This is a genomic window from Acidovorax sp. sic0104 (assembly GCF_019219095.1).
In the GTDB taxonomy this organism is placed as follows: Bacteria; Pseudomonadota; Gammaproteobacteria; order Burkholderiales; family Burkholderiaceae_C; genus Acidovorax.
In genome coordinates, this window is the sequence record NZ_JAHUWH010000016.1 from 39555 (window position 1) to 64453 (window position 24899).

Here is a 24899-nt window from a genome sequence, read left to right on the forward strand (position 1 = left end):
GAGCCCACCATGAGCGACAGATTCATCTACACCACGCCGCAGGACCCGCTGGCTCGGCCCTTGATCGACGAGCTGACTCAAGAGTACGAGAGCCGTTATGGCGATTTCTACCAGCAGGAAGGCGGCCTGCGCGAAATGGACAAATACGCGCCCGGGTTGTTCTCGCCTGCCCAAGGCGGCAATTTCTTGCTCCTGCTGCGCGATGGGCGGGCCATCGGCGGCGGCGCCTTCAAGCGCCATGACGACCCCGACACGGCCGAACTCAAACGCGTGTGGACCCACTCGGCCCATCGCCGCCAGGGCCTGGCGGGCCGCGTGCTGCAGGAACTGGAGGCGCAGGCGCTGCGCCAAGGCTACGCGCGGCTGTACCTCACCACGGGCTTTCGCCAGCCCGAGGCCGTGGGGCTGTACCTGAGCCATGGCTACGCCGCCTTGTTCGATACATCGTTGCCGCACGAGACCTACCGGCACCTGCCGTTCGAGAAGTGGCTGCGGGCGCAGGAACTGGCCCGCGCAGCCTGATTTCACCCTGTCCGACGCATTGTTTCGGGAGTTCTTGCCACCATGTCCACAACCACCATCCTGGATGCCGCTGGAGGTCTGCCACGAGGCCCAGTGCATCCCGCTGCAGCCGTTGGCAGCCATGCATCCAGTGCGTCCCCTGCCACGCCATCGTCCGCGCCCGCCAAGGGCGACTTCTCGCACTACCGGGTCGTGCCTGCGCGACACCGGGCGCGGGCCGTGGGCACCGTGTTTGCAGCTGTTGTCATTGCGCTGGTGCTGTACTCGGTGCTTGCCAACCCGCGCTGGGGCTGGAGCATCTTCGGCGAGTATTTCTTCTCGGAACCCGTGCTGGTGGGCCTGGGCCGCACGCTCCTGCTGACGGCGCTCGGGGCGCTGTTCGGCTTCACGCTGGGCACGGCGCTGGCGCTGGCCCGCGTGTCGCGCTCGCCGCTGCTGGCGGGGCTGTCGTGGGCCTTCATCTGGATATTCCGGTCCATCCCGGTCATCGTGCTGCTGCTCATCATCAACAACCTGGGCTACCTGTACGAAACCGTGAGCCTGGGCGTGCCTTTCACCGGCTGGACGTTCTTCTCGTACCCCACCACGCAGCTCATCAGTCCCTTCGTGGCGGCGCTGATCGGCCTCACGCTGAACCAGGCGGCCTTTGCGTCGGAGATCGTGCGCGGCGGCATCCTATCGGTGGATCAGGGGCAGCTGGAAGCGGCGGCCGCCCTGGGCCTGCCGCGCCGCCGCCAGGCGTTTCGCATCGTGCTGCCGCAGGCCATGCGGTCCATATTGCCGGCGGGCTTCAATGACATCATCGGGCTGGCCAAGGGCACGTCGAACGTGTACATCCTGGCCTTGCCCGAGCTGTTCTACACCATTCAGATCATCTACCGCCGCAACCTGGAGGTGATTCCGCTGCTGATGGTGGCGACCGTGTGGTACCTGGTGATCCTCACGGTGCTGTCGCTGCTGCAGTACTACATCGAGCGCCACTTTTCCAAGGGCGCGCTGCGCAGCCTGCCGCCGTCGATCTTCAGCGGCATGGCGCAGCGCCTGTGGCCTGCGCGGCGCGTGGCCGTCCAGGGAGATGCAGTAGCTGAACGCACCGTGGCGGCGCCCGCGCCCGCCGTCGCCACCGTGCCGCGCTGGACGGGCGAGCGCAACCGCGGTGGTGAAGTCACCATCCACGGCGTGTCCAAGAGCTACGGCGCCTTGCGCGTACTGAAGGACGTGACGTTGACGGTTCCCCCCGGCAGCGTCACGGTGATCCTGGGGCAGTCCGGCTCGGGCAAGTCGACCTTGTTGCGCACCATCAACCACCTCGAACGCGTGGACGACGGCTTCATCGCCATCGATGGCGAGCTGATCGGCTACCGCCAGGACGCGGACACCCTGTACGAGCTGGGCGAGAAGGACATCCTCAAGCGCCGGGTGGACGTGGGCATGGTGTTCCAGAACTTCAACCTGTTCCCGCACCTCACGGTGCTGGAGAACATCGTCGAGGCACCGGTGAACGTGCGCAAGGTCGCGCGTGCGGAGGCCGAGGCCCTGGGGCTGGAGCTGCTGGCCCGCGTGGGCCTGTCCGACAAGGCGCACAGCTACCCCCGGCAGCTCTCCGGCGGGCAGCAGCAGCGGGTGGCGATTGCCAGGGCACTGGCGCTCAAGCCCAAGGTGCTGCTGTTCGACGAGCCCACCTCGGCGCTCGACCCCGAACTGGTGGGCGAGGTGCTGGATGTCATCAAGGAACTGGCGCGCACCGGCACCACGCTGATCATCGTGACGCACGAGATCGGCTTCGCCCGCGAGGTGGCTGACACGGTCGTGTTCATGGAGCAGGGTCGGATCATCGAAACGGGCGCGCCCGCCAAGGTGTTCAGCCGGCCGGACCACCCGCGCACGGCCGAGTTTCTGGCCAAGGTGCTCTAGAAAACCTCTTTCCCTGCCCGCTGCCGCCGGCCTGCACCCAGGCCGGGCGTCAGCGTGGACGCAGCACTCATTTTTCTTTCACACCCACCCACGCAACCTGCTTGTTATTCCGGAGCCCCTTCATGACCCTTGTGAACAAGACCCTGGCCGCGCTCGCGCTGGCCGCCGCCTCCGTCGCCGCGCTGGCGCCCCTCCATGCGTCGGCGCAGGCCATCGACCTGAGCCCCGAGCAGCCGGGCAGGCCGCGCTCGCAGAAGGTGGACGATGCCTTGAAGCTCGTCGGCAAGGACTTCAAGTTCGCCAAGGACGGCGTGCTCACCGTGGGCACCACCACGGGCCGGCTGCCGTTTGGCGCCTATGCCACCGACAACAAGACGCCCGTGGGCAATGCTCCCGACATCGCACAGCTGGTGGCCGACAGCCTCGGGCGCAAGCTGGAGCTGGTGTCCGTGGCCTGGGCCGACTGGCCGCTGGGCCTGCAGTCGGGCAAGTTCGATGTGGTGATCTCCAACGTCACCGTGACCGAGGAGCGCAAGGAAAAGTTCGACTTCTCGACCTACCGCAACGACCAACTGGGCGTGTACGTCAAGGCCGACAGCAAGATCACCTCCGTCAAGGAGCCGAAGGATGTGGCGGGCCTCAAGGTGGTGGTGGGCGCGAGCACCAACCAGGAGCAGATCCTGTTGCGCTGGAACCAGCAGAACATCGCCGCAGGCCTCAAGCCCGTGGAGATCCAGTACTACGACGACGATGTGGTGCTGTATCTGGCGCTGGCCTCGGGCCGTGCGGACGCGTACCTGGCCCCCAACGGCATCGCCGCGCACAACGCGCGCGACGGCAAGACGAAACTGGTAGGCACCTTTTCAGGCGGCTGGCCGCAGGCGGCCGAGATCGCCGTGACTTCGCGCAAGGGCTCGGGCATTGCCGACGCGATCACCACGGCACTGAATGCGCAGATCAAGAACGGCAACTACGCCAAGGCGCTGGAGCGCTGGAACCTGCAGTCCGAGGCCATCCAGGTCTCGCGCACCAACCCTCCCGGCCTGCCCAAGAAATAAGCCCGCGGCCTTCAAGGACGATCCATGACTCTCCATTCCCTATTGCGCCGCAGCCTGGTGGCCCTGGCCTCGGCGTGCGCGCTGTCCTGCGCGTGGACCGTGGCCGGTGCTGCCACCGCGTTTGACTTCAGCCCCGAGCAGAAGGGCCGCATCCGCACCGAGAAAGACGCAGCGGCCGTCCAGGCCATTCCGAAGACTTTCAAGTTCGTGAAGGAAGGAGTCTTCACCGTGGCGATCGCGCCGTTTGCGCCGCCCATCGCCACGTATGCCAGCGACGCCAAGACGGTGGTGGGGTTCGACCCGGACTATGCGCAGCTGATTGCCGACGCCCTGGGGCTCAAGCTCGAACTGCTGCCGATTGCCTGGGCCGACTGGCCGCTCGGGCTCACCTCGGGCAAGTACGACGCGGTGATCTCCAACGTGGGCGTGACCGAGCTGCGCAAGGAGAAGTACGACTTCTCCACCTACCGCCTGGGGCTGCACGGCTTTTATGTGCGCGCCGACAGCAAGATCACCTCCATCAAGGAGCCCAAGGACATCGCCGGTCTCAAGGTCATTACCGGCTCGGGCACCAACCAGGAGCGCATCCTGCTGGAGTGGAACAAGCAGAACGTCGCCGCGGGCCTCAAGCCCGTGGAGCCTGTGTACTTCGACGACGACGCCGCGCGGCTGCTGGGCGTGGTGTCGGGCCGGGCCGACGCCAACTTCAACCCCAACGCGCCGCAGGCCTACCACGCGGCCAAGGACGGCAAGATCAAGCTCGTGGGCACGGTGAACGCGGGCTGGCCGCTCAAGTCCGACGTGGCCATCACCACGCGCAGAGGCTCGGGCCTGGCCGATGCGCTGACGCTGGCCACCAACGGGCTCATCAAGAACGGCAAGTACACGCAGGCGCTGCAGCGCTGGAGCCTGCTGGAAGAAGCCTTGCCCAAGTCTGAGACCAACCCCCCTGGGCTCCCGAAGTTCTGACCATGGCCATTGCGCACCTTGCATTTCTGACACCCGGCAACTATGCCGAGGACGGTCCCTTCCAGGGCCTGGAAGACACCTTGCGGCTGTTCGAGCACGGGGAGGCGCTGGGATTCCAGGGTGCCTGGGTGCGGCAGCGGCATCTGGAGAGGGCGGTGTCGTCCGCGGCCACGCTGCTGGCCGCCGCCACGCAGCGCACGCGGCGCATTGCGCTCGGTGCGGCGGTGATCCAGATGGGGTATGAGAACCCCTTTCGGCTGGCCGAGGATCTGGCGACGGTGGACGTGTTGTCGCGCGGGCGCCTGCAGGTGGGGCTGAGTGCAGGGGCGCCGCCGTACGGGCCTCTGCTGGGCGGGCACTTGTTCGACGGCGATGCGCAGGGCATCGACTTTTCGCATGCGCGGGTGGAGCGATTGCGCAGCAACTTGCGCGGGGATTTCTTCGGCGACGATGACTTTTTCGTGGAGTCGCCCGCAGGCCGCCAGCGCCCGCGGGTGCAGCCTCATGCCCAGGGCCTGGTGGAGCGACTGTGGTACGGCGGCGGCTCTTTGCGGTCAGCCCACTGGGCGGGTGCGAGCGGCCATCACCTGTTGATCGGCAATCTCAACCGAGGTGAGCAGACTGACGACTTCTTCGAGGCGCAGCGCAGCCAGCTCGACCTGTTCCACGCAAACTGGTCGGCGCCCTATGCCCCGCGCGTGGCGCTGGGGCGGGTCATCGTGCCGCTGGACGGTGCCGACGCTGCCACGCGTGCCCGCTACCGCGCCTGGGCCGCGCTCAGGCTGCCGCGCACGCTGGGGCCGCAAGGAGATCGCCGCACGCTGTTCGCGCGCGATCTGGTGGGCACGTCCGACGAAATCCTGGAGAGCCTGCGCAAGGACCCCATCGTGCCGCGGGTGCAGGAACTGCGTCTGGAGCTGCCGTACGACTTCAGCGTCGACGAATATGCGCAGATCCTGCGCGACACCGCGCGGTATATCGCACCGGAACTCGGCTGGTCACCGGCTGCTGCGGAGCCCGGGGCCCCCGGTGCTCACTGCCCGGCGCGCGCGGCGGACACTTCGCGGCCCAGCTCGATCACGGCCATGGCGTAGTAGCTCGACCAGTTGTAGCGCGTGATGGCGTAGAAGTTCTCTGTGCCCGCCACGTAGCTGGCGGCATCACCGCCGTTTTGCAGTTCGATCAAGGCCAGTGGGCCTGTGTGCTGAACGCCTGCGGCGTCCAGCACCGCGCCCTTGGCCTGCATGCTGGCCACGCTGAAGGTGGGCAGGATGTCGGGGGCCATCAGGTCATCGAGCTGCAGGCGTGCGGTGTCGAACTGCACGCCGAAGTGTGTGGGCATGCCGGGCGTCCACCCGTGGCCGCGAAAGTAATTGGCCACCGAGCCGATGGCGTCGGCCGGGCTGTTGAACAGGTCCACACGGCCGTCGCCATCGAAGTCGATGGCATAGCGCACCCAGCTCGAGGGCATGAACTGGCCCAGGCCCATCGCGCCGGCGTAGCTGCCGCGGGCCTCGAACGGGTCGGTGTTGCTGCGGTTGGTGAAGCTCAGGAACTGCTCGAGCTCACGTCGGAAGAACTCGGTGCGCTCCTTGGCGCGTGGGTGGGCCGAGGGGAAGTCGAAGGCCAGCGTGGCCAGCGCGTCCATCACGCGGAAGTTGCCCATCTGCTGGCCGTAGATGGTCTCGACGCCGATGATGCCCACGATGATCTCGGCAGGCACGCCGTACTCGCGCTCGGCCCGCTCCAGCGCCGCCTGGTTCTGCTGCCAGAAGCGCACGCCCGCACGGATGCGGATGGGCTCGACGAAGCGACTGCGGTACACGCGCCAGTTCTTGGCCGTGCCTTTGGCCGGTGGCAGCATGAGGCGCGGCACCTGCGTGAGGAACTGCGCCTGGCCGATGGCCTGGCGCACCCATTCGCGGTCCAGGTCGCGGCGCGCGGCCAGGTCGTCGGCGAACTGCAGGGCCTCGGGCCGGGTGGCGTACAGGATGGCGGGCTGCCTGGCGGGCGCAGCGCTGCCTTTGGCTGCGGATTTTGGGGATTTTTGGGGGGTTGCGCTGACAGGGCTTGTGCTGATTGCTATTAAAGTGATAGCTATTGCAATGGCGGTCCGGCTCAAGTTCTTCTGCATGTCCGATATCGGTGTGTTCAATCAATGTCTGGCGGGCTTGGGCCACGGCAGGGCGCGGAACTGGCGGCGCAAGGCGCCCAGCTCTGCACCAGGCTCTGGGGCATAGCGCAGGCGCTCCAGGCGCAGCAGCCAGTCAGCCACCCCTGCGGCCGGAAGTCCAAATTGTGCCTGCACGCGTTCGGCCATGGCGCGGGGCGGCAGGTTGTCCGGCAGCACCAGGCCTGCACGTGCCAGCCGCTGGCGTGTGCGCGCGAGCAGCCGCAGCCAGGGGTCGTGCTGGCTGCGCTCCCACAGGCTCCAGGCACCGGCACCCAGTGCCGTGGCAATGACCAGGTAGCCCAGGACCGTGGTCAGGTCCTGCCAGCTGGGGGACTCGAACCCCAGGGCCTTGAGCAGGTCCATCTGGCGGCTCTGGGTGTAGTTGAGCACCCACTGGTTCCAGCTGTTGTTCACGGCCTCCCAGACGGCGCGCAGGTTCTGGGCCAGGCCGGGGCTGAGCGTTCCGATGGCGGCGCCGAAGACACCTTCGGGTGGCCGCAGGCGCTGGAATTGGCCGACGCGCCCGGGAGACACAGCCCCCGTGGGGTCCACGCGCACCCATCCGCGATCCTCCATCCACACCTCTGTCCAGGCATGCGCGTCGGCATTGCGCACGGTCCAGTAGCCATCCACCGGGTTGCGCTCGCCGCCCTGGTAGCCGGCAACGATGCGCGATGGCACATCCATGGCCCGCATCAGCACGACGAAGGCGGAAGCGATGTGCTCGCAGAACCCTTGCCTGCGGTCGAACCAGAATTCGTCCGCCGTGTGTTCGCCGTAGAGGCCGGGTGCCAGCGTGTAGGTATAGCCGCCGGTTCGCAGGCGCTGCAGTGCCGCGTCGACCAGGGCCTGGGTGCCACCTGCCGACAGCTTTGGGTCCGCGCGAATTTGCGCGGCCAGCTCCAGGGTGCGGGGGTTGAAGCCGGGTGGCAGCTCCGTAAATGCACGCAACTGGCGCACGGATTTCTGCGGCCCGTGGCGAAACTCCGGATAGCTCACGGCCTGGTAGCGCAGTACCTCGGTGATCGGCCGGTTGGTCATCCACTGCAGGTCCTGGGTCATGTGGGCCTTCATGCTGGACAACTGGGGAGCATCCGGCGTGGCCTCCAGCACCATCAGCCAGGGCTGCCGCTGGGGCTCGAGCGTGACCTCGTAGCGCAACTCCCTGCCACTGACCTGCAGGTTGGCCGGCAGTGCCGCGCTTGCGGCCCAGGTGCTGTCCTCGCGGTACGGCTCGGCCTGCCACTGGCGGCCGTCGAAGGCCGTCAGTACGGGGCCTCGGAAGTACAGCATCGACTGGGGCGGCATCTGATTCGGGTTGCCTTCAAAGCGCAGGCGGATCGCCACCCGATCATCGAGCGCGATCTCGGCCATGTCCCCGATGCGCATGTTGCCCGACAGCCCGCTGCGCCCGATGGGGTCGTCGCTGGGCAGGCCCCACAGGGGCGCCATGCGGGGGAAAAGCATGAACAACGCCACCATGATCGGTGCGCCCAGTAGCGCCATCGCCCCTGCGATGCGGAACGTCTGCCACAGCGGCGGCCTTCCCACCGGCATGTGTGCGTTGACCAGCGCCATGAGCAGGCCCATCAGGCCCACCAGCATGGCGGCAGCAGTCGTCAGCGACTGCGAGAAAAAGAAGTTGCTGAGGATGGTGAAGAAGCCCAGGAAGAACACCACCATGGCATCGCGCCGGGCACGCAACTCCAGCATCTTGAGGGCGAGCAGCAGGACGATGAGCGTCACACCCGCATCGCGTCCGAGGATCGTGCCGTGCGTGAACACGGTGCCCGCCACTGAGGCCACCAGCAGCGCGAACACCATCCAGCGGCCCGGCAGCGGCCGGACCTTCAGGGCCATATGGCCCCGCCACAGCAGCAGCGCGCCCGCAAGCACGCTCGTCCACAACGGAAGGTTGGGCGCCTGCGGCGCGATCACCCAGACGATGACCAGCAGCAGAAAGATCGTGTCGCGGGCGTCGCGGGGCAGGGAGGAGAGGGTCTGGCGCAGGTTCATCGCGGGGACGCGGGCCGGTGGGAGTCGGTTGACGGCAGGGGCGGTGCGCAAGGGGGCGCCTGGCGCGGGTGGGGGGTCAGCACAGCGCGAGCGCCTCAAGGCAGTTGCGTTTGTGCACGGGCCCCGAATCCGGGGCCAGTTCCGCGTTGGGCAGGCGCAGGCCATAGTCCAGGCCCAGCTGGTCGGCCTGCAGCACCCAGGCTGTCAGGCGCGATACGCGGCCTTCGTGGTCTGCCAGCGTGGCGCGCGCCAGGTCCAGCCACAGCTCCTGCCGCTGGGCCTGCTGCGCATCGCGGCTGACCAGATCGTCGGTGCCTGTGCCCAGCGTCTTGGCGGCTTTTTTCCAGACCACCAGCTTGAGGGGATCGCCGCGCCGGTAAGCGCGCACACCATCGAATTCGCCGATGCCCTGAGTCGGCGTGCTGCCAGCTCCGCCAGTGCGCGGCTCGCCAGGCGGCAGCGGCGGGGCAGGTGTCTCTGGTGCGGGGTACACCATGACCTGCGATGCGGGGCGCCAGTAGGTCCACACTCGGAAGGTGCCCAGCGGAAAACGCGTCTCCGCTGTCAGCGTCGGCACCCGGTGCAAGCCTCGGCGCTCGGGCTTGAAGGCCACCATCACGCTGGTCTGGCCCTGTGCGGGCACGTCCGTCCAGGCCCAGTGGTGCGCCTCCTTGCCCGTACCGTGCACCGACAGCGCGATGCCGTAGCGCGGCGTCTTGCGGGCGCTCGATATCTGGATCTCGAATGCGGTGCTCGTGCCCATGAAGTGCGCATCGGGCGCCTTCAGGTGCAGGGTCAGGCCGCGCAGGTTGGCGTGGCAGATGTGCATGCCCACCACGGAGCTGCCGGCCAGCAGAAACGTCAGCAGGTAGCCGAGGTTGAGTTCGTAGTTGATCGATGCGATGAGCAGCACGATCAGCGTCAGCGCCAGCATCCAGCCCGAGCCAGTAGGCAGGATGTACACATTGCGCTGGGTGAGCGTGAGCGTGTCGTTGAGGGGCAGCCGGCCTTGCCACCAGCGCTGAAAGCGCCGGCGCAACGGAGCGAGCGGGCTGAACCGCGCCGCCAGGGCGCGCCAGCGCGCCAAGGGTGACTGGGGGAGCGATGCAGTGGAGTCCATGGGTCACTGCAGTGGGACGGCGTCCACCATCGCACGCACCTGCTCCACCGCGCCGCGCCCGGCGTCTCCCACCGGTACCAGGCGGTGGGCGATGGTCTGCGGCAGCACGGCCTGCACGTCGTCGGGGGCCACGTAGTCGCGCCCGCTGATGAGTGCCTGCGCCTTGGCTGCGCGCACCAGCGCGATGCCGGCGCGCGGCGACAGACCCTGCAGGAACCAGCGGCCCGAGCGGGTCGCGGCGATCAGGTCCTGCACGTAGTTGAGCAGCGGGTCGGCGGTGTGCACGGCCAGTACCTGGCGCTGCAGCTCGGCCAGTTCTTCGTCGGACAGCAGCGGCAGCATGGTGTCCACCATGTCGCGGCGGTCGGCGCCCGCCAGCAGCACGCGTTCGGCCGCACGGTCAGGGTAGCCGATGGAGATGCGCATCAGGAAGCGATCGAGCTGCGACTCGGGCAGCGCGAAGGTGCCCAGTTGGTCGTGCGGGTTCTGCGTGGCGATCACGAAGAAGGGGTGGGGCAGGGCGCGCGTCTCTCCTTCCACCGAGACCTGCTTTTCCTCCATGGCTTCGAGCAGCGCGCTCTGGGTCTTGGGGCTCGCGCGGTTGATCTCGTCGGCCAGCAGCACCTGGGCGAACACGGGGCCGGGGTGGAACACGAAGGACTCCTTGCCCCGCTCGTACACCGACACGCCGGTCAGGTCGCTGGGCATGAGGTCGGCGGTGAACTGCACGCGCGAGAACTGCAGGCCGAAGGTGCGCGACAGCGCGTGGGCCAGCGTGGTCTTGCCCACGCCGGGTACGTCCTCGATGAGCAGATGGCCGCCGGCCAGCAGGCAGGCCACGCAGTCCTGTACCTGGGCCTGTTTGCCCACGATCACCGTGTTAAGCTGATCCAGTAAGGATTTGATCTTGTGCTGTGCATTCATGGCGTGACGTTATCCGAAAAACACCAGAAATTGCGAGAGACGGGGACAAGACTGTGAGCAAGACGGGCTATTTCACCCATCGGGACTGTTGGAAGCATGAGATGGGTCCGGGCCACCCCGAATGTCCCGAACGGCTGGACGCCATCGAAGACCGCTTGCTGGTCACCGGTGTGGGCGATGCGCTGGAGCGCTACGACGCCCCTGAGGCGTCGCTCGCCGACATCGAGCTGGCCCATGGCCGCATGCACATCGCCGCCTTGCGCGGCCTGTCCGACCGGCTCAACGAAGAGCTGGTGGCGGGCGGCCCGAATTACGCGCAGATCGACACCGACACCTCCATCAACGCGCACACCTGGAAGGCATCGCTGCGCGCCGCAGGGGCCGCGCTGGCGGCCACCGATGCGGTGATGGCCGGGGAGATCGAGAACGCGTTCTGCTCCGTGCGTCCGCCGGGCCACCATGCCTGCCGTGACAAGGCCATGGGCTTTTGTTTCTTCAACAACGTGGCGGTGGCGGCCAAGTACGCGCTGCAGCGCTACAACCTGCAGCGCGTGGCGGTGGTGGACTTCGACGTGCACCACGGCAACGGCACGGAAGACATCCTCGCCAACGACCCGCGCGCGCTGATGGTCAGCATCTTTCAGCACCCGTTCTACCCTTACAGCGGCGACCAGGACCCGGCACCGAACATGGTCAACGTGCCTGTGCCGGCATACACGCGCGGCATGGACATCCGCGAGATCATCGAGATGATGTGGATGCCCCGGCTGGAGGCCTTCAAGCCCGAGATGATCTTCGTGTCCGCCGGCTTCGATGGCCACCGCGAGGACGACATGGGCCAACTGGGCCTGACCGAGCAGGACTACGCCTGGATCACCCAGCGCGTGAAGGACGTGGCGCGCCGCTTTGCCAAGGGGCGGATCGTCTCGTGCCTGGAGGGCGGCTATGTGATGGGGCCGCTCGCGCGCAGCGTGGAGGCGCACGTGCGGGTCCTGGCTGATCTTTGATTCCCCCTGAGCCGCCTGCGGCGTCTTCCCCCGGAGGGGGACGCCACCCGTGGCCTGGCGGAGCCAGTTCCACGGTGGCGCTGGCAAGGCAGCGCCCGCTGGTGACGCTCGCTGCCACTGAAGAAGTAAGACATGACGATTTTGAATCCTGAAAATTTCTTGATGAACACCCGCGATGCGCGCGGCGTGGTCACCCTGACACTGAACGACCCGACCCGCTTCAATGCGCTGGGCACCGAGATGCTGTTCGCGCTGCAGCAGGCGCTGGACGACGCGGGCCGTGACGAGTCCGTGCGGGTTGTTGTGCTGGCTGCAGCCGGCAAGGCTTTCTGCGCGGGGCACAACCTCAAGGACATGGCGGCGAATCCCGAGCTCGCCTACTACCAGAAGCTCTTTGCGCAGTGCAGCCGCATGATGCTCACCATCCAAAAGCTGCCGGTGCCGGTGATCGCGCGCGTGCAGGGCATGGCCACGGCGGCGGGCTGCCAACTGGTGGCGCAGTGCGACCTGGCGGTGGCGGCGGACACGGCGAGCTTTGCCACCAGCGGCATCCACTATGGCTTGTTCTGCGCCACGCCGAGCGTGCCGCTGGTGCGCAATGTGCCGGCCAAGCGGGCGATGGAGATGCTGCTCACGGGGGACTTCATCGATGCGCGCACCGCACTCGCCCAGGGGCTGGTCAACCGCGTGGCGCTGGCCGATGCCCTGGATGCCGAGGTGGAGCAGCTCGTGGCATCCATTCTTGGCAAGCCCCGTGTGGCGGTGGCCATGGGCAAGGCGCTGGTCTACCAGCAGCGCGAACTGGGCATGGAGGCCGCCTACCAGCTCGCAGGCCAGGCCATGGCTGTCAACATGATGGATGCCGCCGCGCAGGAGGGCGCGCAGGCCTTTGCCGACAAGCGCCAGCCCGCCTGGAAGCAGTGAGCGCCATGGCTATCGATACGACCCTGATGCTGGATGGCGTGGGCCGCTGGGCCCAGGCGTTTGTACAGCCCGCCGTCCTCGTGGAACTGGCGGCGCTCGCCGTCTGCGTGGGCGTGGCGTGGTGGCTGGTCTCGCTGCTCAAGCGCGGCCTGGGCCAGGACGACCCGCGCTCCATTCTGTTCGGTGCCCGCGTCATCGATGGCGCCTTGTTCCCGCTGGCGCTGCTGAGCCTGGCCTACGTGGCCCGTACGTTGCTGATGCACTGGATGCCGCTCGCGGTGTTCAAGGTGGCGATCCCCGTGTTGGTGTCGCTGGTGGTGATACGCATCGGGGTGAAGGTGCTGCAGGCTGCGTACCCGGATGCCTCCTGGGTGCGGCCCATCGAGCGGTCGATTTCGTGGCTGGCATGGCTGGGCATGGTGCTGTGGGTCACCGGCTTGCTGCCGCTGGTGCTCGAGGAGCTGGACCAGATCCATTGGAAGGTGGGAGGCTCCAACCTGTCGGTGCGCACGATGATCGAAGGTGCACTTACGGCAGGCGGCGTGCTGCTGATCGCGCTGTGGATATCGGCCGCCATCGAGTCGCGCCTGCTGCGCGCCGCCACAGGGGCCGAGCTGTCGCTGCGCAAGGCGGTGAGCAATGCGGTGCGGGCGCTCCTGATCTTCGTGGGGCTCATCATGGCCCTGTCGGCCGTGGGGATCGACCTGACGGCGCTGTCGGTGCTGGGCGGGGCCATCGGCGTGGGGCTGGGCTTCGGCCTGCAGAAGCTCGCATCCAACTATGTAAGTGGCTTCGTGATCCTGGCCGAGCGCAGCATGCGCATCGGCGACAACGTGCGCGTGGACAACTTCGAGGGCCGCATCACCGACATCAGGGCGCGCTACACCGTGGTGCGCTCCTCCACGGGCCGCGAGTCCATCGTGCCCAACGAGATGCTGATCATCCAGCGCGTGGAGAACCTGTCGCTGGCCGACACGCGGGTGTGGCTGTCCACCGTGGTGAGCGTGGGCTATGAGACGGATGTCGAGCTGGTCACGGGCTTGCTGGCCGAAGCGGCCCTGGCCAGCAGCCGCGTGCTGCGCGACCCTGCACCCAGCGTGGCTTTGTCGGCCTTCGGTGCCGACGGGCTGGAGTTCACCGTGGGCTTCTGGATCGCCGACCCCGAGAACGGCTCGCTGGGCCTTCGGTCCGAGATCAACCGGGCCATCCTCAAGGCGCTGCGAGCCCACAAGATCGAAATTCCCTTCCCGCAGCGGGTGATGCATGTGCAGGTCGATGGCACCGTGCCCACTGCACTGGCGGCGGGAGTGCCCCCGGCGGCCCGATCCAATGAAGCGCCTTAGCCAGATGTCTGGGCCAGGTTGCCGCATGCGACAGCAAACTCTGGACAGGCGCGCCCTTCAGTCGCCTATAATTCATAAAAAGCACGATCGTTCTTTTTTCGATCTGGCACCCTGTGACCCGGCTCCGCAGTCCTCGCGCTGCAGTGCGGCATAGAATGTTCTAGTTTACGTAAACGTCAATTCAACCAACTCTATCTAGGAGCCGCTGCAATGAAGGTCTTGGTCCCTGTCAAGCGCGTGGTGGACTACAACGTGAAGGTCCGCGTGAAGTCGGACAACACGGGTGTGGACATCGCCAACGTGAAGATGAGCATGAACCCCTTTGACGAGATCGCCGTCGAGGAGGCCGTGCGCCTGAAGGAGAAGGGCCTGGTGACCGAAGTCATCGCAGTGTCCTGCGGCGTGACCCAGTGCCAGGAAACCCTGCGCACCGCCATGGCCATCGGCGCCGACCGCGCCATCCTGGTCGAGACCGATGTGGAACTGCAGCCGTTGGCCGTGGCCAAGCTCTTGAAGGCCCTGGTGGACAAGGAACAGCCCAGCCTCGTGATCCTGGGCAAGCAGGCCATCGACGACGATGCCAACCAGACCGGCCAGATGCTGGCGGCGCTGGCCGATCTGCCCCAGGCCACCAACGCCAGCAAGGTGGACCTCGCGGCCGACAAGGTGAACGTGACCCGCGAAATCGACGGCGGCCTCGAAACCCTTGCCCTGACGCTGCCCGCGGTCATCACCACCGACCTGCGCCTGAACGAGCCACGCTACGTCACCTTGCCCAACATCATGAAGGCCAAGAAGAAGCAGCTCGATACCGTCAAGCCCGAAGACCTCGGCGTGGACGTGGCGCCCCGCCTGAAGACCCTGAAGGTCAGCGAGCCCGCCAAGCGCGGCGCAGGCGTGAAGGTGGCCGATGTGGCCGCACTGGTCGAGAAACTCAAGAACGAAGCGAAGGTGATCTGACATGTCGGTACTCGTTATTGCTGAACACGACAACGCGTCCATCAAGGGCGCGACGCTGAACACCGTGACCGCTGCCGTCGCCTGTGGCGGCGACGTGCACGTGCTGGTGGCGGGCCACAACGCGGGCGCCGCTGCGGCCGCCGCCGGCCAGATCGCCGGTGTTGCCAAGGTCATCCATGCCGATGCAGCAGGCCTGGCCCATGGCCTGGCGGAGAACGTGGCCGCGCAAGTGCTGGCCATTGCTTCCAGCTACAGCCACATCCTGTTCCCCGCCACCGCCGGCGGCAAGAACGTTGCCCCTCGCGTGGCCGCCAAGCTCGACGTTGCCCAGATCAGCGACATCACCAAGGTGGTGAGCGCCGACACTTTCGAGCGCCCCATCTACGCCGGTAACGCGATTGCCACCGTGCAATCGGGCGATGCCGTGAAGGTCATCACCGTGCGCACCACGGGCTTTGACGCCGCTGCCGCCACCGGTGGCAGCGCCGCCGTCGAAACCGCCGCTGCCATTGCCGACGCCGGCAAGAGCAGTTACGTGGGCAGCGAGATCGCCAAGAGCGACCGGCCCGAACTCACCGCCGCCAAGATCATCGTCTCTGGTGGCCGGGCTCTGGGCAGCAAGGAAAAGTTCGACGAAGTCATCACGCCCCTGGCCGACAAGCTGGGCGCCGCCATCGGCGCATCGCGCGCCGCGGTGGATGCGGGCTATGCACCGAACGACCTGCAAGTGGGCCAGACCGGCAAGATCGTGGCACCGCAGCTGTACATCGCGGCCGGTATCTCGGGCGCGATCCAGCACTTGGCCGGCATGAAGGACTCCAAGGTGATCGTCGCGATCAACAAGGACCCCGAAGCGCCGATCTTCAGTGTGGCCGACTACGGCCTGGAAGCCGACCTGTTCACGGCCGTGCCGGAACTGGTGAAGGCGCTGTAAGGCGCTCAGGCCCACCAGCCGCCACAAAAGGCATCGCTTGCGATGCCTTTTTTTTGACGAGTTTTGCTTTTTCGGAGACAACCATGAGCTACACCGCCCCCGTCAAGGACATGCTGTTCGGCATCGAGCACCTGGCCCGTATCGATCAGATCGCACAAATTCCTGGCTTCGAAGACGCGGGCCTGGACACGGCCGCTGCCGTGCTGGAAGAGTGCGCCAAGTTCAACGAGGGCGTGCTGGCTCCACTGAACTTCGAAGGTGACAAGAACCCGTCGAGCTGGAAAGACGGTGTGGTCACCACCACCGCCGGCTTCAAGGACGCCTTCCGCCAGTACGGCGAAGGCGGCTGGCAGGGCCTGCAGCACCCAGCCGACTTCGGCGGCCAGGGCCTGCCCAAGACCATCGGCGCGGCCTGCATCGAGATGACCAACAGCGCCAACATGAGCTTTGCGCTGTGCCCGCTGCTCACCGACGGCGCCATCGAGGCGCTGCTCACGGCCGGTAGCGACGAGCTCAAGGCGACCTACCTTGAAAAGCTGGTGACCGGCGAGTGGACCGGCACCATGAACCTCACAGAGCCGCAAGCGGGCTCGGACCTGGCCCTGGTGCGCACGCGCGCCGAGCCTCAGGCGGACGGCAGCTACAAGGTCTTCGGCACCAAGATCTTCATCACCTACGGCGAGCACGACATGGCCGCCAACATCGTGCACCTGGTGCTGGCCCGCGTGGCGGGCGCGCCCGAAGGCGTGAAGGGCATCAGCCTGTTCGTGGTACCCAAGTTCGTGGTGAACAAGGACGGCTCGCTGGGCGCGCGCAACGACGCGCACTGCGTGAGCATCGAGCACAAGCTGGGCATCAAGGCATCGCCCACGGCGGTGCTGCAGTTTGGCGACCATGGCGGTGCCGTGGGCTATCTCGTCGGTGAAGAAAACCGCGGCCTCGAATACATGTTCATCATGATGAACGCCGCGCGCTATGCCGTGGGCATGCAAGGCATCGCTATTGCCGAGCGCGCGTACCAGAAGGCCGTGCAGTACGCCAAAGACCGCGTGCAAAGCCGCCCGGTGGATGGCTCCATTGCGGCCAGCGCGCCCATCATCCACCACCCCGATGTGAAGCGCATGCTCATGACCATGCGCGCCTACACCGAAGGCTGCCGCGCCATGGCCACGGTGGCCGCCGCCGCATTCGACGCCGCGCACCACCACCCCGATGCCGACACGCGCAAGCAGAACCAGGCGTTCTACGAATTCATGGTGCCGCTGGTCAAGGGCTACAGCACCGAGATGAGCCAGGAAGTCACCAGCCTGGGCGTGCAGGTGCACGGCGGCATGGGCTTCATTGAAGAGACGGGCGCCGCGCAGTACTACCGCGACGCCAAGATCCTTACCATCTACGAAGGCACGACCGCCATCCAGGCCAACGACCTCGTGGGCCGCAAGACGGCGCGCGACGGTGGCCAGACGGCCAAGGGCATTGCAGCGCAGATCGAGAAGACCGAAGGCGAGCTGGCGGCCAGCGGCACCCCCGCCGCCCTGGCCGTGGCCAAGCGCCTGACGGCCGCGCGCAAGGCGCTGCTCGACGTGATCGACTTCGTGGCTGGTGGCACCAAGGCCCAGCCCAACGCCGTGTTCGCGGGCAGCGTGCCCTACCTGATGCTGGCGGGCAACGTGGTGGCGGGCTGGCAGCTGGCGCGCAGCCTGCTGGTGGCGCAGGAGCTGTTGCACAAGGGACAGGACCAAGCCTTCATGCGCGCAAAAATCACCACGGCGCAGTTCTACGCCGAGCACATCCTCGTGAAGGCCCCCGGCCTGCGCGACAGCATCGTGGATGGCGCCGCCAGCGTGACCGAGTTGGCCCTGGAAGCCTTCTGAGGCCCGAGCGTGGTGTGAGGAGACGCATTCCTGCAGTGCAGGGGTGCTATAAAAATAATAGCTGCTGGCGCTTGATGGATAAGCGTTAGGGGCTGATTTGATTCAATTTTCTGTCCTGGAAGTCGTTGCCATGTCCAAACTGCCTCCCGTGTTGCAAAACCTGTCGTTGCCCGTCATCGGCTCGCCGCTGTTCATCATCAGCAACCCCAAGCTCGTGATCGAGCAGTGCAAGGCCGGTGTGGTGGGCTCCATGCCCGCGCTCAATGCCCGTCCGGCCGAGTTGCTCGACGAATGGCTGGCCGAGATCACCGAGACGCTGGCGGCCTACAACAAGGCCCACCCCGACAAGCCCGCCGCGCCCTTTGCCATCAACCAGATCGTGCACAAGAGCAATGACCGCCTGGAGCACGACATGCAGGTGTGCGCCAAGTACAAGGTGCCGATCATCATCACCAGCCTGGGTGCGCGCGAAGACGTGAACCAGGCCGTGCACGACTGGGGCGGCGTGGTGCTGCACGACATCATCAACAACAAATTCGCGCACAAGGCCATCGAGAAGGGCGCCGACGGCCTGATCGCCGTGGCAGCCGGTGCGGGCGGCCATGCGGGCGTGAAAAGCCCGTTCGCGTTGATCCAGGAAATCCGCCAGTGGTTCGACGGCCCGGTGGCATTGAGCGGCTCCATCGCCAGCGGCGGCGCCGTGCTGGCCGCGCAGGCCATGGGGGCGGACTTCGGCTACATCGGCTCGGCCTTCATCGCCACGCACGAAGCGCGCGCCAGCGACGAGTACAAGCAGGCCATCGTGGCGGGCAACTCGGACGATATCGTCTACAGCAACCTGTTCACGGGCGTGCACGGCAACTACCTGGCGCCTTCGATCCGCGCCGCTGGCATGGACCCCGACAACCTGCCCGTGTCCGACCCCAGCAAGATGAACTTTGGCGGCGACGCCAAGAAGGCCTGGAAGGACATCTGGGGCTGCGGCCAGGGCATCGGCGCCATCGACGCGGTGACCAGCACGGCAGACCTGGTGGCGCGCCTGCGCGCGGAGTACGAGGCAGCCCGCGCCCGCCTCAAGCTCTGACGCCGCGCCACAAGGGCCTGGCCGGCAGGCTGCCGGCCGGTTGCGTTTCTCCCCCGCGCCCGCAGCGTGCACAGCGCTGCGGGCGCTGTCGTTTGTGGCGTGCCCTGGCAGTTGTGTGGGCAGGTCGCGACAGGGCAAACCCCCAATAGACGGCGCGGCATGCCCTGCGCAATGATGATGATTAATAACCAGATGGGCGCCGCGTGCCGTGGTGCCTGCCATCATTGTTGCGGGGGAAAGTGCCATGCTTCGTTCGTGTTTGCTGGGGCTGCTGATGGTGGCCCTTGGCGCCAGCCAGGGTGTGCATGCCCGCAATGAGGGGGTGACCAACGACGAGATCCGCCTGGGAGCCTCGGCCGTGCTGTCGGGCCCCCTGGGGCCGCAGACGGCGCAGTACGGCGAAGGCTCGCGCCTGATGTTCGACGCGGTGAACGCGCAGGGCGGCGTGCACGGCCGCATGATCCGCTACACCACGCTGGATGACGGCTTCGACACGGCCAAGGCGGTGGAGAACACGCGCCAGCTGCTGGAGACCGACAAGGTCTTCATGATCTACAACAGCACCGGCACTGCGCAGACCGCCGCCATCCTGCCGCTGATCAAGGAGCACCGCACGCTGCTGTTCGGCCCTGTCACGGGCGCGTCGGCGTTTCGTGAAACTCTGAACCCGCTGGTGTTCCACGTGCGCGCGGGCTATGCCAGCGAGGCGGCCAGGATCGTGTCCCAGCTGCGCCAGCAGGGCATCACGCGGGTGGCGGTTTTCTACCAGGACGACGGCCTGGGCAAGACGCTGCTGGCCGAGCTCAAGAAAGCCTCCGAAGAGGAAAAGCTCGCATTCGTCGCCGAGATCAAGGTCGAGCCCAAGCAGCCCGACTTCGCGGCCGCCGCGCAGGCCGCCGAGAAGGTGCAGCCCCAGGCCGTCATCGTGGCCACGGCGGGCACCACGTTCACCAGCTTCGTGAAGGCCGTGCAGGCCACGGCGGCGCGGCCGGCGTACTACGGCTTTTCAGTGGCCAGCATGGACGTGATCCAGCGTGAACTCAAGGACAAGGCGCGCGGCATCATCCTCGCGCAGATCATGCCGTCGCTGCGCAACACCACCGTGCCCGTGGTGGCCGAGTACCTGGCCCTGCTGCGCGCCAAGTCACCCAGCGCCCAGCCCTCGGCCTCGCAGTTCGAGGGCTTCGTGCACGCCCGGCTGCTGGTGGAGGGCCTGCGCCGTACGGGCCGCAACCTGACCACCGAGTCCTTCACCAAGGCCATGGAGGACGCGGGTGAGATCTCGTTCGGGCGCTTCAATGTCAAGTACTCGCCCAGGAGCCACAACGGGTCTACCTATGTGGAGCTGGCCATCGTGGACGCGGAGGGGAGCTTGCGGTATTGATATTGAGCTGGCTGCAGCGGTGGGGTGTTGGGCGAGTCTATGAGGTAGCGAGATGGAGCAGCTTCTGCAGCCTCCATCCGTTCGGGCTGAGCCTGTCGAAGCCCTGCGCAGCGCTTCGACGGGCTCAGCGTGAACGGTTGGGGGTGTCAGGGTCTGGGGTGCAAGCGGTCTGCAGTGTGATCGGTTGGAGGTGCGATCGGTTGGAGGTGCGCGCGGACGAGATGTATGCCGTGAAGATGTGAGCGTGGCGTTGCCGGTCGTAGCCAGCGGCCCAGGCTTCTCCCCAACCGTTCGGGCTGAGCCTGTCGAAGCCTTGCACGGCGCTTCGACAGGCTCAGCGCGAACGGTCTTGGTGGTGTGCGGCCTGCATCGCTGACCCTTCACAACCCATACGTCAGCTCCCGCGCCTTGCCCCAGAACACCCGGTACATGAAGACCGTGTACACGATGATCGCCGGCAACGTGATGGCCATCCCGATGCCGATCACGGCCAGCGACTCCGGCGCGCTGGCAGCCTGCCACACCGTTAGGCGGTCGATCACGATGTACGGATAGATGCTGTAGGCCAGACCCAGGAAGGCCAGCACGAAGATCAGCACCGTGGCCACGAACACGATCCAGCCGTAGCCTGCCTGCACCACGCGCGGCGTGCCCAGCACGTGGCGGATGGCAAAGAATGCCGCCACACATGCCAGCGGAATCGGCAGCAGCGCGAACAGCTCGGGCAGCACGAACCACTTGGCGAACACAGTGTGGCTGACCAGCGGTGTGGCCAGCGAGATGCCGAGCAGCGCCAGGCCCATGGGCCACAGCACGCGCTGGCCCCACTTGGCGGCCTTGGTCTGCAGGTCGCCATCGGTCTTCATCAGCAGCCAGCCCACGCCCAGCATGGCGTACGCCGCTGGCAGCGTGAGCGCGATGCCCGCCGAGAACAGCAGGCCCCAGGCGTCGTTCTGGAAACCGGTGACGTACGCGCCCAGCATCCAGCCCTGCGCCAGCGTGGTGACCAGCGAGCCCCCGGCGAACAGCTTGTTCCAGGTGGCCTTGTGCGCATCGCGCGCCTTGACGCGAAAGTCGAACGCCACGCCGCGAAGGGTCAGGCCCAGCAGCATCGCGGCCACGGGCAGGTACAGGGCCGACAACACCACGCCGTGCGCCATGGGAAAGCAGATCAGCAGCACCCCCACGCCCAGCACCAGCCAGGTTTCGTTGGCATCCCAGAAGGGACCGATGCTCGCGACCATCACGTCCTTTTCGGCATCGGTGGCCAGGGGCAGCAGGATGCCCACGCCCAGGTCGTAGCCGTCCAGGATCACGTAGGCAAGCAGGGCCAGGCCCATGATGGCCATGAAGGCCAGGGGCAGGGTGTGGGCCAGGGTCATTTCCATGGTGTTCTCCTCAAGCCGCAGGGTGTGTGGGCAGCGGCGCCTGCCCCGGCGGTGGCACGGCCGGTACGGGCATGGCCGGGTGCTCGGACATGTACTTGAGCACGCCGATGTAGGCCACGAGCAGCAGCACATAGACCGTGAGGTAGGCCGCCAGCGTGGTCGCCACCATCCCCGGCGGGTGCGCGGCCACGGCGTCCGCTGTCTTGAACAGGCCGTAGACCAGGTACGGCTGGCGGCCGATCTCCGTCACGTACCAGCCGGCCAGCGTGGCCACCCAGCCCGAGAAGGTCATGCCCACCAGCGTGAGCAGCAGCGCGCGGGGCAGAGTGCTTTTGGCCTGTCTGCGGCGGCGGTACAGCACCCAGGCGCTGGCCCAGGCCACCGCCAGCATGAGCACGCCCATGCCCACCATCACACGGAAGGCCCAGAACACCGGCGCCACCGGCGGGTGGGCGCCCGCGAACTCGTTCAGGCCCTTCAGTTCCGCGTCGATGTCGTGCGCGAGGATCAGGCTCGCGGCCTTGGGGATCTGCAGCGCGTAGTCGGTGCGGCCTTCCTTTTCGTTGGGCAGGCCGAACAGCGTGAGCGGGGCGCCTTTCTCGGTGTGCCAGATGCCCTCGATGGCCGCGATCTTGGCGGGTTGGTGCTGCAGCGTGTTCAGGCCGTGCATGTCGCCCATCAGGATCTGCAGAGGGATCGCCACGGCCACCGCGGCGACGGCGGTGCGCAGCGCCTTGTGCGTGCCCTCGGTGGTCGTGCCCTTGAGCAGTTGCCAGGCGCTCACCCCTGCGATCAGAAAGCCAGCCGTCAGCGCCGAGGCCAGCAGCTTGTGCCCCAGGCGGTAGGGGAACGACGGGTTGAACACGATGGCGAACCAGTCCACGGCGTGGAACTTGCCGTCGATGATCTCGTAGCCCTGCGGTGTCTGCATCCAGGAGTTCAGGCTCAGGATCCAGAACGCCGACAGCGTGGTGCCGAACGCCACCATCAGCGTGGCGACCAAGTGCACCCGCTCGGACACGCGGCCCCGGCCGAACAGCATGATCCCGAGGAAGGTGGCCTCCAGGAAGAAGGCCGTGAGCACCTCGTAGCCCAGCAGTGGCCCGGCGATGTTGCCCACGTGTTCCATGAAGCCTGGCCAGTTGGTGCCGAACTGAAAGCTCATCGTGATGCCCGAGACCACGCCCAGCGCGAAGGTGAGCGCGAACACTTTGGTCCACAGGTAGTAGGCGTGCTCCCAGCCCTTGGCCTGCGGCGTGCCGCGCGTGGCCGTGTACCGCAGGCGAAAGAACACCAGGAACCAGCACAGCGCGATCGTGATGGTCGGGAACAGGATGTGAAAGCTGATGTTGGCCGCGAACTGGATGCGCGACAGCATGAAGGTGTCCATGGCCTCACGTCCCCTTGTTGTCCTTGGCCGGCGAGCCCTTGCCCGTCAGCCGGTCCTTGAACTCCAGCACCCGGGTCACCGCAGTGCCCATGCCCATGAGCTGCATGGCGGTCTCGGGCGCCAGGCGCTGCACGTCGTCGAACCAGGTCATGAGCCGGTCGATGAGCTCGTGCATCTCCCGCATGCGCTCCTGGGCGTGGCGCTCCGCGTCGGTGCCGGGTTCTTCGAGCAGCGCCATGCGCAGCATCGACAGCGTGGGCTCGATCTCGCGGCGGCGGCGCTCTTCGGCCAGCACGCGGAAGATCTCCCACACGTCCTTGGGCGCCTCGAAGTATTCACGCCGGTCGCCGGGCAGATGGCTGAGCTTGACCAGGCGCCAGGCTTGCAGTTCCTTGAGGCCCATGCTCACATTGGAGCGCGAGAACTCCAGCGTCTCGGCGATCTCGTCGGCATTGAGCGGGCGCGGGGACAGGAAGATGAGGGCGTACATCTGCCCCACCGTGCGGTTGATGCCCCAGCGGCTACCCATCTCTCCGAAGTGGGCGACGAACTGGCGGTTGAGTGGCGGCAAATGGTTGATGTAGGTCATGGGGAGGATTGTGCCTGTATTTACTGAAGTTTCAGTATTTACTGAAAATTCAGAACAATGTGCTCGGGTAACCCAACCAGATGCGGCGCGGCATATGGGAAAGACGCCTGTGCGACGAGCATTCGGCCTGCAAACGGTGAAAATAGAAGGTTTTGGCCTGTGTCCTTGTAGGCGCAGGCGCAACCTGCGCCATACGGCCTACCTTTTCCAGCATGTCCTCACCCACATCCCGCACGCCTGTCATCGATATGGCCAAAGGCTTGGCGTGCATCGCCATCGTCTGGCATCACCTGGCTTTCTACGGACCCATGTCGGACATCGCCGAGCCACTGGCACCGGATTTCATGGCCTGGCTGTATGACTATGGCCGCATGGCGGTTCAGGTGTTTCTGGTACTGGGCGGCTATCTGGCAGCGGCCAGCCTGGCGCCACTGGGTGTGGCCCGCTTCGACTTCGCCGGCCACGTGATCGCCAAGCGCTTCGTGCGGCTGGTCGTGCCCTATGCCGTGGCGTTGCTGCTCACGGTGGTGGTGGCTGCCCTGGTGCGCCCCTGGATGGATCACGGCTCCGTGCCCGACGAACCCACCCTGTCACAACTGCTGGCCAATGCCCTGCTGCTGCAGGATATCGTGGGCGAGAGCGCACTGTCCGCCGGCGTGTGGTACGTGGCCATCGACTTCCAACTGTTTGTGCTGAGCGTGCTGGTCTGGGCGACCGTGCGCGCCGTGCCGGGGGCCCGCAGGCATGCGGCGCTGCTGGCTCAAAGCGCCATCGTCGCGGGCATGGCCGCGTCGCTGTGGGTGCTCAACCGCATGCCCGAACTCGACATGTGGGCGGTCTACTTCTTCGGCTCCTACGGCCTGGGCATGCTGGCCTTCTGGGCCGTGCGCGCTCCGCGGGCCCATGGCTGGGTGGTGCTGATGCTGGCGCTGGGGGGCATTGCCCTGGCCATCGACCACCGCGGCCGCATCCTGGTGGCGCTGGCGACGGCGCTGTGCCTGGTGGCCGCGCTGCGCACCGAAGGCGTGCGTTCATGGCGAGGCGTGGAGCCCCTGGTGCGGTTGGGGCAGATGTCGTATTCGGTGTTCCTGGTGCATTTCGCCGTGTGCCTGCTGGTCAATGCGGTGGTGAGCCACCTGTGGCCGGATTCGCCCGTACCCAATGCCCTGGGCATGCTCCTGGCGTTTGTGCTGTCGCTGGCGGCAGGGCGGCAGCTCTATCTGCGCGTGGAGCGCCACGTGCCCTCGTGGACCACAGCGCTGCGCTGGCAACTGGGCCTGGTGGGGGCCGGCATGCTGGTGGCCATGTCGAGTCACTGGGCCTAGC

General features: G+C 66.6%; 21 protein-coding genes. 14 read left to right on the forward strand and 7 right to left on the reverse strand.

Going from position 1 to position 24899, the window contains the following annotated elements:
* The first annotated feature begins 9 nt into the window (after positions 1–9).
* From KW835_RS21240 to KW835_RS21260, 5 genes are all read left to right on the forward strand, one after another.
* Positions 10–522: a GNAT family N-acetyltransferase gene (locus tag KW835_RS21240; RefSeq protein WP_218386108.1), complete on the forward strand. Its 513-nt coding sequence runs from the start codon at positions 10–12 to the stop codon at positions 520–522.
* Between the two features lie 42 nt (positions 523–564).
* Positions 565–2436, forward strand: coding sequence for an amino acid ABC transporter permease/ATP-binding protein (locus tag KW835_RS27060; RefSeq protein ID WP_218386110.1), 1872 nt, complete (start codon positions 565–567; stop codon positions 2434–2436).
* A gap of 122 nt (positions 2437–2558) precedes the next feature.
* Positions 2559–3494, forward strand: coding sequence for an ABC transporter substrate-binding protein (locus tag KW835_RS21250; protein ID WP_218386111.1), 936 nt, complete (start codon positions 2559–2561; stop codon positions 3492–3494).
* A 24-nt stretch (positions 3495–3518) separates the two neighbouring features.
* Entirely contained in the window at positions 3519–4463 is a 945-nt protein-coding gene (locus KW835_RS21255; RefSeq protein WP_218386113.1) for an ABC transporter substrate-binding protein, read from the forward strand.
* 2 nt (positions 4464–4465) lie between these two features.
* A complete protein-coding gene (locus KW835_RS21260; RefSeq protein ID WP_218386114.1) occupies positions 4466–5557 on the forward strand; it encodes an LLM class flavin-dependent oxidoreductase in 1092 nt (363 codons plus the stop codon).
* Here the strand turns inward: KW835_RS21260 and mltB are convergent.
* The 4 genes from mltB to KW835_RS21280 form a co-directional block, all read right to left on the reverse strand.
* Positions 5497–6597 (reverse strand): lytic murein transglycosylase B, encoded by a 1101-nt coding sequence (gene mltB / locus KW835_RS21265; RefSeq protein WP_255593765.1) that lies wholly within the window; start codon positions 6595–6597, stop codon positions 5497–5499. The two genes, KW835_RS21260 and mltB, sit on opposite strands and share 61 nt — an antisense overlap.
* Positions 6598–6618: 21 nt before the next feature.
* The gene (locus KW835_RS21270; protein ID WP_218386278.1) at positions 6619–8652 is read right to left on the reverse strand and encodes a DUF3488 and transglutaminase-like domain-containing protein; all 2034 of its coding nucleotides are present in this window, start codon (positions 8650–8652) and stop codon (positions 6619–6621) included.
* 76 nt (positions 8653–8728) lie between these two features.
* Positions 8729–9772, reverse strand: a complete 1044-nt coding sequence (locus KW835_RS21275) for a DUF58 domain-containing protein (protein WP_218386116.1) — start codon at positions 9770–9772, stop codon at positions 8729–8731.
* Positions 9773–9775: 3 nt separating this feature from the next.
* Entirely contained in the window at positions 9776–10696 is a 921-nt protein-coding gene (locus tag KW835_RS21280) for a MoxR family ATPase (protein ID WP_218386117.1), read from the reverse strand.
* Between the two features lie 101 nt (positions 10697–10797).
* Between KW835_RS21280 and KW835_RS21285 the strand changes: the two genes are divergently transcribed.
* From KW835_RS21285 to KW835_RS21320, 8 genes are all read left to right on the forward strand, one after another.
* Positions 10798–11703, forward strand: coding sequence for a histone deacetylase family protein (locus KW835_RS21285; protein ID WP_255593766.1), 906 nt, complete (start codon positions 10798–10800; stop codon positions 11701–11703).
* A gap of 162 nt (positions 11704–11865) precedes the next feature.
* Positions 11866–12627, forward strand: coding sequence for an enoyl-CoA hydratase (locus tag KW835_RS21290; protein WP_370633667.1), 762 nt, complete (start codon positions 11866–11868; stop codon positions 12625–12627).
* A gap of 5 nt (positions 12628–12632) precedes the next feature.
* Complete coding sequence (locus KW835_RS21295) at positions 12633–13970, forward strand: mechanosensitive ion channel family protein (protein ID WP_218386123.1); 1338 nt, start codon at positions 12633–12635, stop codon at positions 13968–13970.
* A gap of 210 nt (positions 13971–14180) precedes the next feature.
* A complete protein-coding gene (locus KW835_RS21300) occupies positions 14181–14930 on the forward strand; it encodes an electron transfer flavoprotein subunit beta/FixA family protein (protein WP_218386125.1) in 750 nt (249 codons plus the stop codon).
* A 1-nt stretch (position 14931) separates the two neighbouring features.
* The gene (locus tag KW835_RS21305; RefSeq protein WP_218386133.1) at positions 14932–15864 is read left to right on the forward strand and encodes an electron transfer flavoprotein subunit alpha/FixB family protein; all 933 of its coding nucleotides are present in this window, start codon (positions 14932–14934) and stop codon (positions 15862–15864) included.
* Between the two features lie 83 nt (positions 15865–15947).
* On the forward strand, positions 15948–17738 hold the full coding sequence (locus KW835_RS21310; protein WP_218386135.1) for an acyl-CoA dehydrogenase: 1791 nt from the start codon (positions 15948–15950) through the stop codon (positions 17736–17738).
* A gap of 130 nt (positions 17739–17868) precedes the next feature.
* Positions 17869–18822 carry a nitronate monooxygenase family protein gene (locus tag KW835_RS21315; RefSeq protein WP_218386138.1) on the forward strand — a complete coding sequence of 318 codons (954 nt, stop codon included), beginning with the start codon at positions 17869–17871 and terminating at the stop codon, positions 18820–18822.
* Between the two features lie 244 nt (positions 18823–19066).
* Positions 19067–20206, forward strand: a complete 1140-nt coding sequence (locus KW835_RS21320; RefSeq protein WP_218386140.1) for an ABC transporter substrate-binding protein — start codon at positions 19067–19069, stop codon at positions 20204–20206.
* Positions 20207–20586: 380 nt separating this feature from the next.
* On the opposite strand, the gene KW835_RS21325 is transcribed toward KW835_RS21320, so the two are convergent.
* Genes KW835_RS21325 through KW835_RS21335 form a run of 3 tightly spaced genes read right to left on the reverse strand, consistent with a single transcriptional unit; the run spans position 20587 to position 23573 of the window.
* Positions 20587–21588: a cytochrome d ubiquinol oxidase subunit II gene (locus KW835_RS21325; protein ID WP_370633670.1), complete on the reverse strand. Its 1002-nt coding sequence runs from the start codon at positions 21586–21588 to the stop codon at positions 20587–20589.
* 16 nt (positions 21589–21604) lie between these two features.
* Positions 21605–22984 carry a cytochrome ubiquinol oxidase subunit I gene (locus KW835_RS21330; RefSeq protein WP_218386144.1) on the reverse strand — a complete coding sequence of 460 codons (1380 nt, stop codon included), beginning with the start codon at positions 22982–22984 and terminating at the stop codon, positions 21605–21607.
* A 4-nt stretch (positions 22985–22988) separates the two neighbouring features.
* A complete protein-coding gene (locus KW835_RS21335; protein ID WP_218386145.1) occupies positions 22989–23573 on the reverse strand; it encodes a GbsR/MarR family transcriptional regulator in 585 nt (194 codons plus the stop codon).
* Between the two features lie 212 nt (positions 23574–23785).
* On the opposite strand from KW835_RS21335, the gene KW835_RS21340 reads away from it, so the two are divergent.
* Positions 23786–24898 carry an acyltransferase gene (locus KW835_RS21340; RefSeq protein WP_218386147.1) on the forward strand — a complete coding sequence of 371 codons (1113 nt, stop codon included), beginning with the start codon at positions 23786–23788 and terminating at the stop codon, positions 24896–24898.
* The last annotated feature ends 1 nt before the right edge of the window (position 24899 follow it).

What these genes read in the sequence shown, in the direction of transcription:
- KW835_RS21250 (WP_218386111.1), top strand. Translation starts at nt 2,559, where the DNA reads ATGACCCTTGTGAACAAGACCCTGGCCGCGCTCGCGCTGGCCGCCGCC.
- KW835_RS21240 (WP_218386108.1), top strand. Translation starts at nt 10, where the DNA reads ATGAGCGACAGATTCATCTACACCACGCCGCAGGACCCGCTGGCTCGG.
- KW835_RS21275 (WP_218386116.1), bottom strand. Translation starts at nt 9,772, where the DNA reads ATGGACTCCACTGCATCGCTCCCCCAGTCACCCTTGGCGCGCTGGCGC.
- KW835_RS21315 (WP_218386138.1), top strand. Translation starts at nt 17,869, where the DNA reads ATGTCCAAACTGCCTCCCGTGTTGCAAAACCTGTCGTTGCCCGTCATC.
- KW835_RS21270 (WP_218386278.1), bottom strand. Translation starts at nt 8,652, where the DNA reads ATGAACCTGCGCCAGACCCTCTCCTCCCTGCCCCGCGACGCCCGCGAC.
- KW835_RS21325 (WP_370633670.1), bottom strand. Translation starts at nt 21,588, where the DNA reads ATGACCCTGGCCCACACCCTGCCCCTGGCCTTCATGGCCATCATGGGC.
- KW835_RS21335 (WP_218386145.1), bottom strand. Translation starts at nt 23,573, where the DNA reads ATGACCTACATCAACCATTTGCCGCCACTCAACCGCCAGTTCGTCGCC.
- KW835_RS21305 (WP_218386133.1), top strand. Translation starts at nt 14,932, where the DNA reads ATGTCGGTACTCGTTATTGCTGAACACGACAACGCGTCCATCAAGGGC.
- KW835_RS21320 (WP_218386140.1), top strand. Translation starts at nt 19,067, where the DNA reads ATGCTTCGTTCGTGTTTGCTGGGGCTGCTGATGGTGGCCCTTGGCGCC.
- mltB (WP_255593765.1), bottom strand. Translation starts at nt 6,597, where the DNA reads ATGCAGAAGAACTTGAGCCGGACCGCCATTGCAATAGCTATCACTTTA.
- KW835_RS21340 (WP_218386147.1), top strand. Translation starts at nt 23,786, where the DNA reads ATGTCCTCACCCACATCCCGCACGCCTGTCATCGATATGGCCAAAGGC.
- KW835_RS21285 (WP_255593766.1), top strand. Translation starts at nt 10,798, where the DNA reads ATGGGTCCGGGCCACCCCGAATGTCCCGAACGGCTGGACGCCATCGAA.
- KW835_RS21295 (WP_218386123.1), top strand. Translation starts at nt 12,633, where the DNA reads ATGGCTATCGATACGACCCTGATGCTGGATGGCGTGGGCCGCTGGGCC.
- KW835_RS21280 (WP_218386117.1), bottom strand. Translation starts at nt 10,696, where the DNA reads ATGAATGCACAGCACAAGATCAAATCCTTACTGGATCAGCTTAACACG.
- KW835_RS21330 (WP_218386144.1), bottom strand. Translation starts at nt 22,984, where the DNA reads ATGGACACCTTCATGCTGTCGCGCATCCAGTTCGCGGCCAACATCAGC.
- KW835_RS21290 (WP_370633667.1), top strand. Translation starts at nt 11,866, where the DNA reads ATGAACACCCGCGATGCGCGCGGCGTGGTCACCCTGACACTGAACGAC.
- KW835_RS21300 (WP_218386125.1), top strand. Translation starts at nt 14,181, where the DNA reads ATGAAGGTCTTGGTCCCTGTCAAGCGCGTGGTGGACTACAACGTGAAG.
- KW835_RS27060 (WP_218386110.1), top strand. Translation starts at nt 565, where the DNA reads ATGTCCACAACCACCATCCTGGATGCCGCTGGAGGTCTGCCACGAGGC.
- KW835_RS21310 (WP_218386135.1), top strand. Translation starts at nt 15,948, where the DNA reads ATGAGCTACACCGCCCCCGTCAAGGACATGCTGTTCGGCATCGAGCAC.
- KW835_RS21255 (WP_218386113.1), top strand. Translation starts at nt 3,519, where the DNA reads ATGACTCTCCATTCCCTATTGCGCCGCAGCCTGGTGGCCCTGGCCTCG.
- KW835_RS21260 (WP_218386114.1), top strand. Translation starts at nt 4,466, where the DNA reads ATGGCCATTGCGCACCTTGCATTTCTGACACCCGGCAACTATGCCGAG.